Consider the following 8957-nt stretch of genomic DNA (forward strand, 5'->3'; position numbering starts at 1 on the left):
GGTGCTAAATGAGGTCATAGACGTAGCCGCGACAAACGCCAAAGCGTGGAATATGACGGAGCTTTACAGCCGCGAAAACATCGTTAAAATTCTTGAGCTGGCAAGATAAATTTAAATGGAGTAAATCGGCTTATGGCTTTAGCCTCTTGCTTTGACTTTTGATTTTCGGACGGTCGTTAAACCGTCCGAATTTATCATTTCGGATTGAGCTCTTTTAATATTTGGCGAGCCGACTTTGCCTATTTACTTGCTAAATTTGAGAAAGCGGGTCGGTGGATATTCGCAGCTTACTATTTTATAAATTTTGCTAAAATTCCAAAAACCAAGGAGGCACAATGAGCAAGATAGATGAAATTTGCAAGTATTTGGACGCTAAATTTAGCTCAGACGGTAAGATACAAAGCGATATAAAGGAGCTATTTATCTACCGAGCAAGCGTGCCGACGGAGTTTTTAACCGGCGTTTACGAGCCTGCGCTTTGCATGGTTTTTAAAGGCTCTAAACTAGCCAAAGTCGGTAATGATTTTTACGAGTACGACGAGCAGTGCTATCTGCTAGCCGCTACGCATATCTCCGCCGTTGCGAAGATCAAAGGCTGCCCGTATCTAGCCATAAAGATCAACTTTGAGCTAGAAGATATCTTGGGCGTAATCGAAAGCATTGGCGGCGCCGAGAGCAAAAAGGGCGAGTTTGCAGGGCTAGCTCTTGGGGCGATAGATGATGAGCTGCTTGAGGCCGTATTTAAATTTATCCGTTTGCTAGAGCGTCCAAACGATGCTAAATTTTTAGCAAAACTCGCGATAAAGGAAATTTTATACATACTCTTAAAGGGCGAAAACGGCGATTTCCTACGCCAATACGTAATGCTAGAAACCATAGAAAACCGCGTCACGCGCGCTGCCAAAGAGATAAAATCAAACTACACCGAGGCGATAAATATCGAAAATTTAGCCAAAAAGCTCGGCATCAGCGCATCGTCGCTCTATCATAACTTCAAGCGTATTACGGCGCTTAGTCCGCTTCAGTTTCAAAAAAAGATCCGTCTCGAAGAGGCGAAAAATCTCTTGATAAATCAAAATTTAGACGCCGCAGAGGCCGCATTTGCCGTCGGTTACGCGAGCCCTTCGCAGTTTAATAGAGAGTACTCCAGGATGTTTGGCATGCCTCCTAAGGCGCACGTCTTAGCCATAACGGGCGCTTAAATTTAGTGCGGGCAGGTCTGCTGCCCTCTCATTGATTTTATTTCACAAGCTTCTTTGTCTAAATTTTATATTTTGGACCAGCTTAACTACAAATTTGATCTAAATTTTGCATTTTTTATAAAATTTGCAGAAATAGGCAATGATTTTGTAGGATCGTTCTACCGCCTATTTTCTAAAACTGTTATAATCATTTCAGTTTAAAAATCAAAATTACAAGGAGCAAAAATGCAGTATTTAATCTTAAACGACGGCAACAAAATGCCGATTTTAGGCTACGGAGTCTATCAGGTGGAGCCTGCGGAGGCTCAAAGGTGCGTTGAGGATGCGATTGGCGTGGGTTACCGTCTCATCGACACCGCGCAGGCTTATCGCAACGAAGAGGGCGTTGGCGCGGCGGTTAAAGCGGCAATAGCGGGCGGCGTGGATCGCGAGATGACCGTCCGCTTCCCTTAAGTCTGCAGCGCTTGCGGTGAGAGGATAACGGCAATAGATGAAAATTTTAGAATTCTTTTGACGATTCTATGTGCTTTAAATTTCAACATGGCAAAGGAGCAAACGATGGCAAATTTTAATAAACTTTCGCATGCGACAAAGCTAAACGGGGCGCTTAGCCACAAACAGCTAGCGCTCGTCAGCATTGCGGCTTACACGGCGGCAGGCGATGCGAGTAAGCTAAAAGGTGCGCTAGAAAATGCCCTAAAAGCGGGGCTTAGCGTGAGCGAGATAAGGGAGGCGTTATCGCATCAGAGCGCCTACATCGGCTTTCCGAGGGGGCTAAACGGACTCATAGCCTTTAATGAACTCCTAAAACAGCGCGAGGCGGTCGGTATCAAAGACGGAGCGGGCAAGGACGCGAGCTCGGTTGCTCTGGACAGCGATTTTTACGAGCTTGGCGAGCAGACGCAAAAATATATCTTCGGGCGCGATTATTCGGGCACGGTGCTTTTTGACGCGCCTGCGGTCGATTACGGACTGAAGGCTTATCTTTTCGGCTATCTTTTTAGCAGGGATAATCTAGGCTTTTTAGAGCGCGAGATCATCACCGTATCGACGTTAGCAGCGCTAGATAATGTAAATATGCAACTAAAATCGCACCTGGGCGGTGCCAGAAATTTAGGCGTTACGGACGAGCAGTTCGAGAGAATTTTTAAAATTTTGAGTGAATGTATTGGCGAGACAAAGGTACAAAACGCAAGAGATTTCCTAAAAAGCCTTTAGCGGACTCTTTTATGCGGTGTTTTGTCTTATGACGCCTCGCCTTGAAATTTAACGGCCAAATTTTGGCAAGAACAGACGAGATAAAAGAAAGGAAAATAAAATGAAAGAACTAAGTAAAATAATGGCTACGGCGCTTGCTATGTGTTCATTCGCGACGAACCAAAGCGCGGCGGAAAATATCAAATTTGAGCCGCAAAAGACGCTCGTAGTCTATTTCTCCGCAGGCGGCAATACGGCTAGAGCGGCAAATTTAATAGCGCAAAATTTAGGTGCTAAGATAATCGAGCTAAAACTGGCACAACCCTACACAAACGCAGATCTAAACTACAATGATCCAAAAAGTCGCGTTAGCCGCGAGCACGATGATGCATCATTTAGGAGCGTACCACTAACTAACGCTAAAATCCCCGGCTGGGAGAGTTACGAGGCTGTTTTCGTGGGCTATCCGATCTGGTGGCACGAAGCTGCGTGGCCGATCGACGAGTTTATAAAAAACAACGATTTTAACGGCAAAAAAGTGATCCCGTTTTGCACCGTTTATAGCTCCGGGCTTGAAAATAGCGATAAAAATTTAGCCAAGAAAGCAAACGGCGGCGAGTGGCTGGCGGGGAAGTGCTTTGGCGAGAGGCCGAGCGAAAAAGAGATAAAGGAGTGGCTCGCGAAATTTTAGGCGAGCTCGCACTTTGGCTTTAAATTTGTGATTAAATTTAAAGCGAGCATAATGAAAGATAAAAAATGAACGCTAAATTCTTAAAATTTTGAGTTTAGCGGCGATGGCGTGGGCATTAAATTTAAGCGCGCAAGAGAGCATTGCAAAAAATATAAACAAAGGAGAAAAGATGCAGGAAAAGCAAGTTTTGGTTAAAAAGGAAAATCTCGCCGTTTATGATAAGGTGAGCGATAAAATTTTTGCAGGCGGACTGCCTAAAGTCACGCTGCTTTTTTCTGTGACGCCTTATGCAAATGTAGCAGCTGCGCTGGTGCATTTTCCGCGCGGAGTTCGCACGGCATGGCACACGCATCCCGCGGGGCAAAATTTAATCGTAACGAAGGGCAAAATCTACACCGGCACAGCGGACGGCATCGTGCAAATCGCTCGTGCTGGCGACGTAGTGCTCTGCCCGCCTGGCGTCAAGCATTGGCACGGAGCCGGACTGCACGAAGACGGCGAGCACATCGCGGTAACCTTTGAAAAAGACGGCAAAAACGTAACGTGGCTGGAGCATGTAAGCGAAGACGAATATAAAAGCCTCATCGAAAAAGCGAACGCAAAGGATTCGGGGTAGTATCCTCCGGTAGAATTTGCGACAGTCGCCAGGCAAATTTTGCGTGCCGCTGCGTATTTAAATTTGCCCCTCGATACTAAGTAGATCGCCGAAAATTTCTTTGCAATACTGAATGAAGCGTTTGGGAATTTTAACGCCGCGGATATCCACGGTGATGACGCTGTCTTGGACTTCAAAAACGATAAGCTCGCTAGTGATTTTCACTGCCTTGCAGCCGTTATAGCACACGTCGCCTACACTTGGCGTATAAGCCGTTATGCGGCGTATCTGCGTCCTCGTACCGCCCGAGCTTGATCGGTCTTTGGAAAAGCAGATAGTTCTTATAGTCGTACTTGTCGCCCGCTAGGCCTATCATATAATAATTCTCGGCGCTGTTTTTGGAGGCGGTCGCAATACGGGCTTTAAAATTTAGTCTAAACATAAACCCTGCCTTGGCAAAAAGCGGCAAATTTTACCGCTTCAAATTTACACGAGCTGTGCGCCCCCGCCTTTTACGATCTCGCCGATGACGTAGCCGTCAGTGTTTGCTAGCACAAAGTCCGCATTTTCTTTCGGAGCTACGACGATCATGCCAACGCCCATATTAAACGTCCTCATCATCTCGGCCGGCTCGACCTTTTGCGCGATGATTTTAAAGATTTCAGGCGTGCGGATCGCGGTATGCTCTATCTTCGCGCCCAGCCCCTCTGGAAATACGCGCGGTAGATTTTCCACGATGCCGCCGCCCGTGATGTGCGCGAGCGCGTGGATCTTGTCTTTTAAATTTAAAAAGTCTCCGACGTAAATCCTGGTCGGTTCCAAAAGCACGTCGATGAGTGAGCGATCGCCTACCTTGTCGTCAAATTTTAACCCCAGCTCGGCGATTACTTTGCGCGCGAGCGAGAAGCCGTTGGAGTGCAGGCCGCTGCTAGGAAGCGCGATGAGCACGTCGCCTTCGCGCACAAATTTGCTGCGGTCTATCTCGTCCTCCTCCGCGATGCCCACGGCAAAGCCCGCAAGGTCGAAGTCGCCCTTTTCATACATCGAGGGCATCTCTGCCGTCTCGCCGCCGATTAGCGCACAACGCGCGAGTTTGCAGCCTTCGGCGATACTTTTTACTACCTCTTTGGCGTCACGGGTCTCGAGCTTCGCCGTCGCGTAGTAGTCGAGGAAAAATAGCGGCTCGGCGAAGTTGCAGATGAGATCATTCACGCACATCGCGACGAGATCCTGCCCCACGCCGTCAAATTTACGCGCGTCTATCGCGAGTCGTAGCTTTGTGCCAACACCGTCGGTGGCGCCTAGGATCGCGGGCTTTTTGTAGCCTGCGGGTAGCCTCACCGCACCCGAAAATGAGCCAATTCCGCCCAAAACGTGCGGAGTTTGCGTCGCTTTAACGAACGGTTTTATCGCGTTTACGAAGTCATTTCCTGCGTCTATATCGACGCCCGCGTCTTTGTAGCTTATCAAATTTTATCCTCCAAGATGGTATAATTTCGCAGATTTTAGCTAAAATCGAATAAAAACGCTATAAAGGCTCACCTTGAAATTTAAACACGCAGTCGTCATTACAGGCAGCATCGGTAGCGGTAAGAGCGCGGTTTGCGAGCTACTTCGTGATCGCGGATTTGAGATCATCGATGCCGATAAGATTTCGCATGACGTTTTGGATCGATGTGCCGCACAGGTGGCTGAAATTTTCGGTACGCGATACGTCGTGCAAAAAGACTCGAAAGCTGAAAATTCTGGTTCGCATGCGGAATTTAGCGTTAGTTCAGGCGAGGAAATTTCGTCCGCCCGCTACTCCTCGGTGGACCGCAAAAAGCTAGGCGACCTGGTTTTTAAAAACCCAGCGGAGCTTGCAAAGCTTGAAGCGCTACTGCATCCGAAGATAACGGCTGAAATTTTATCGCAGGCGCAGGCTTTGGAGATAAAAGGAAAGCTTTTTTTTGTCGATATTCCGCTGTTTTTCGAGGGCAAGAGATATGAGTTTTTCGACAAAGTGGCGGTCGTTTATGCGCCTAAAGATACGCTGATTTCGCGCGTGATGAAGAGAAACGGGCTTGATTATGCCGCTGCAAAGTACCGCGTGGAGCTGCAAACGGATATCGAGCAAAAGCGCGCCATGGCGGACTTTGTGATAGATAATAGCAGAGATCTTGCCGCGCTTAAGGCCGCGGTGGAGAGATTTTTAAAAGAGCTAAAAGATAAAATTTAGCCCTTTGCGCGGTTGCGCAAAATTTCTACGTAAATTGAGATGAGTTGAAAATAAAGGAGAGGCGATGAGGATCGGTAGCTGTGCCCAAAGCGGCGCTAAATTTCAAGATTTTAAAAGCACGCCGCTTAAAGAGCGATTAAAATTTACGGCGCGAGCGGTTTTACTCTCCGCGCTGTTTGCGACGGGCGCTTCGGCGGAGATCGACGATCTAAGAAAAGGCTGCGCCGCGGGGAGCGAGATGGATTGTAAAAAACTAAGCCGCGTGATAAATGAGCTGCAGCGCAGCTGCGACGCTGGCGGCGAGGAAAACGCGCTGGATTGCGCAAATTTAGGCTATGCATACGACTCAAATAGAAGCTTCAGGCAGGCCGCACGCTATTACGACAGGGCGTGCAAGCTCGGCGAGCAGAAGGGCTGCGTCTATTTAGGGATGCTCTACAACGACGGGCAGGGGGTAACGCAGGATCGCAAGAGGGCGAATGAGCTTTTTAGCGATGCTTGTAAGAAAAGCAGCAGCGAGGGGTGCGCGAGCCTTGCATACAACTATAAAAAGGGGCTCGGCGTCTATCCAGACACGAAAAAGGCGATCGAGCTTTTGATCAAGGCTTGCAAAATGGGGCAGGTCGAGGCGTGCCACAATCTCGGGCTTAGCTACGCTCTCGGCGACGGCGTAAAAAAAGACGCTAGCAGGGCCAGGACATTTTTTACGAGGGCTTGCGAGCAAGGACACGTGGATTCGTGCGTAAATTTAGGCGTCACGTATTTTAAAGGCGACGGCGGGCAAAGGGATCACGCGCTTGCTGCGAAGTATTTTAGCGAAGCGTGCGAGAAAAGCGACGAGCCGCTAGCTTGCTCAAATTTAGCGTATCAATACGAAAAGGGCTGGGGCGTAGCGAAAGATAAAAAGAGGGCGCGCGAGCTTTATGAAAAGGCTTGCAAGCTCGGAAGATTTGATGCTTGCGAGCATTTAAAAACTATGAGGTAAGTTCTAGCATCAAGCGTGAAATGCCTTACAATAAACCAGCTAACTAATGCGGGCGAGTTAGAAAAACATGTCTTGAAGGGTCTAAAATAAGCGGTAGGTTTAGATTTAGATAGAAGTAAAATTTTAATAAAGCGTTAGTGAGCGTTAGTAATTTTAAAAATTTGCGAGGTAGATGATGAAAATTTCAAAATATAATGCGAGCGGCAACGATTTCGTAATATTTACGGATTCAGTTAAGGCGGATAGATCCAAGCTAGCGCGCGAGCTATGCGACAGGCGCGATGGAGTAGGCGCTGACGGGCTCATCGTCGTACTGCCGAAATTTAACGGTATCGAGGGGATAAATTTCGAGTGGGAATTTTACAATAGCGACGGCAGCAGCGCCGATATGTGCGGCAATGGCTCGCGCGCGGTATGCATGTATGCGTATGAAAATTTCTTGGCCGCACAGAGCATGAAATTCCTAAGCGGCGCAGGTGTAATTAGCGGTGAAATTTTCGGTATTTTCGGCGGAAATTTGAGCGAGAGCATGCGCGGTGAGCTACGCAATGTAAGCTTTGGCGAGATTTTCAATCTGCGTCCTAACGCTCACGCGTTAGTAGCTAATGTCGAGGTAATGTTAACTCGTCCTAAACGCCTTGGCGAGAGCTTTGAGGAGGCAGGGCTAACGTGGTATTTTTATAACACAGGAGTGCCACACTTAGTAACTTTTGTTAGCGATTTAAATGAGTTCGACGCCGCGCTAGCCCGCGATCTGCGCGAAAAGTATAACGCTAACGTTAGTTATGCGTTAGTTCAAAGTCGCCTCGCAAGCAAAATTTTAAAGGTGCGCACCTTTGAGCGCGGCGTAGAGGCAGAAACTCTCGCATGCGGTACGGGGATGGCAGCATGCTTCATCGCAGGCGTCGAAAATATGGGGCTAGCTCCCGACATCCGCGTAGTACCTGCAAGCGGCGAAACGCTAAATTTGCGCTTAGGCGATAGAGGCAAAATTTACTTTCGCGGCGACGTTAGGCATACTTTCGATGGCGAATTTATCGGATACTTGGAGTAGGCAGGGCAAAATTTCGAGCCGGTTTGCGCGAGAATTCGTAAAATTTTTGAGTGCGATTTATGCAAGATTTCGCTTTTTGCTCCGTTTTATAAAATAATAAATTCACAATATGGCATTGGAATTTTAAAATTTTATGATGATGAAATTTTAGAATTTTCGGGGATGGATTGGGTGAGAATTTTAATTGCGAAGTAAAATTTGCCGTCTCATTGCAAAATTTAATTCCTAAATTTCGGAATTTTATGAAATAAAATTTTAAAATTTTAGTGCGCGGAATTTTACCACTAAGTTTGAAATTTTTTGATTGAATTCTGCACTTGTATTGCGCTAATTTAGGCTTCTGCGGAATTTAAGCATTATAGCGTTATAAAATTTACGCTCTAGCCCGCTCGTTCGGTTTATAATTTTTACTGCCGCCGCAAAAATCCGTCGTGTTCACACAAGTGAAATTCCGTCGCATTTGCACGAGCGAAATCCGCCACTAATAGCAGAAAGTGCGACATCAAGCGCAAATCCTCGGCGCGGATAAATCTATCATTGACGATAAAGGCTGGATTTATAGATGCGGCAATTCTTGAAGTGCGGTAGAATTTACTAACGACGATAAAAGCATAGTGTAGTTACGGCAAAATTTAAAATTTGCGCCCGCCGAATTCCGTCGCGCCGTCATTTTGTCGTTTAAATTTTAAATTCCATCCGCGTCGGTTTCGTCGAAACTAGGCATAAAGCCTGATGATTAACTCTCTGGCGAGCGCTAAAATCACAACGAAGATTGTAAATTTTAATAAAGATTTTTGTCGTATCGCGACAAGCATGACGATGCCAAATAAAACGAGCGCAATATCTAAAAATGTATCTTTCATACGCTTAATTGAAATTTAATCAAAATGCTAAGTATGATAAGAAGTATTATAAAGCGCAAGATTGAGCGCATGGAGGATAGATCACCAAATTCTTTGCCATATTCCTTTTTTACCTCCCACTCAGCTTTCCATGCGAACATTTTTACTATAAA

Annotated in this window: 11 protein-coding genes; 8 read left to right on the forward strand and 3 right to left on the reverse strand. The window is 46.7% G+C overall.

The window, feature by feature from the left end:
* Positions 1 to 335 precede the first annotated feature (335 nt).
* From Q0140_RS05060 to Q0140_RS05080, 5 genes are all read left to right on the forward strand, one after another.
* Positions 336 to 1202 (forward strand): AraC family transcriptional regulator, encoded by an 867-nt coding sequence (locus Q0140_RS05060; RefSeq protein WP_297962497.1) that lies wholly within the window; start codon positions 336 to 338, stop codon positions 1200 to 1202.
* A gap of 225 nt (positions 1203 to 1427) precedes the next feature.
* A complete protein-coding gene (locus tag Q0140_RS05065) occupies positions 1428 to 1655 on the forward strand; it encodes an aldo/keto reductase (protein WP_297962499.1) in 228 nt (75 codons plus the stop codon).
* Positions 1656 to 1760: 105 nt separating this feature from the next.
* The gene (locus Q0140_RS05070; protein ID WP_297962501.1) at positions 1761 to 2420 is read left to right on the forward strand and encodes a carboxymuconolactone decarboxylase family protein; all 660 of its coding nucleotides are present in this window, start codon (positions 1761 to 1763) and stop codon (positions 2418 to 2420) included.
* A 100-nt stretch (positions 2421 to 2520) separates the two neighbouring features.
* On the forward strand, positions 2521 to 3090 hold the full coding sequence (locus Q0140_RS05075; protein ID WP_297962503.1) for a flavodoxin: 570 nt from the start codon (positions 2521 to 2523) through the stop codon (positions 3088 to 3090).
* Between the two features lie 169 nt (positions 3091 to 3259).
* The gene (locus Q0140_RS05080) at positions 3260 to 3706 is read left to right on the forward strand and encodes a cupin domain-containing protein (RefSeq protein WP_297962505.1); all 447 of its coding nucleotides are present in this window, start codon (positions 3260 to 3262) and stop codon (positions 3704 to 3706) included.
* 57 nt (positions 3707 to 3763) lie between these two features.
* Here the strand turns inward: Q0140_RS05080 and Q0140_RS05085 are convergent, their stop codons facing one another.
* The 3 genes from Q0140_RS05085 to purM are packed head-to-tail and all read right to left on the reverse strand — an operon-like array spanning position 3764 to position 5155.
* Entirely contained in the window at positions 3764 to 3910 is a 147-nt protein-coding gene (locus Q0140_RS05085) for a hypothetical protein (RefSeq protein ID WP_297962507.1), read from the reverse strand.
* Positions 3911 to 3923: 13 nt separating this feature from the next.
* A complete protein-coding gene (locus Q0140_RS05090; RefSeq protein WP_297962509.1) occupies positions 3924 to 4127 on the reverse strand; it encodes a hypothetical protein in 204 nt (67 codons plus the stop codon).
* A gap of 44 nt (positions 4128 to 4171) precedes the next feature.
* Positions 4172 to 5155 carry a phosphoribosylformylglycinamidine cyclo-ligase gene (gene purM / locus Q0140_RS05095; RefSeq protein ID WP_297962512.1) on the reverse strand — a complete coding sequence of 328 codons (984 nt, stop codon included), beginning with the start codon at positions 5153 to 5155 and terminating at the stop codon, positions 4172 to 4174.
* 73 nt (positions 5156 to 5228) lie between these two features.
* Between purM and coaE the strand changes: the two genes are divergently transcribed.
* The 3 genes from coaE (at position 5229) to dapF (ending at position 7942) form a co-directional block, all read left to right on the forward strand.
* Positions 5229 to 5903, forward strand: coding sequence for a dephospho-CoA kinase (gene coaE, locus Q0140_RS05100; RefSeq protein ID WP_297962514.1), 675 nt, complete (start codon positions 5229 to 5231; stop codon positions 5901 to 5903).
* Between the two features lie 64 nt (positions 5904 to 5967).
* Positions 5968 to 6888, forward strand: a complete 921-nt coding sequence (locus Q0140_RS05105; RefSeq protein WP_297962516.1) for a tetratricopeptide repeat protein — start codon at positions 5968 to 5970, stop codon at positions 6886 to 6888.
* 175 nt (positions 6889 to 7063) lie between these two features.
* Positions 7064 to 7942 carry a diaminopimelate epimerase gene (gene dapF, locus Q0140_RS05110; protein WP_297962518.1) on the forward strand — a complete coding sequence of 293 codons (879 nt, stop codon included), beginning with the start codon at positions 7064 to 7066 and terminating at the stop codon, positions 7940 to 7942.
* The last annotated feature ends 1015 nt before the right edge of the window (positions 7943 to 8957 follow it).

This window comes from uncultured Campylobacter sp. (assembly GCF_938045405.1).
Classification (GTDB): domain Bacteria; phylum Campylobacterota; class Campylobacteria; order Campylobacterales; family Campylobacteraceae; genus Campylobacter_B.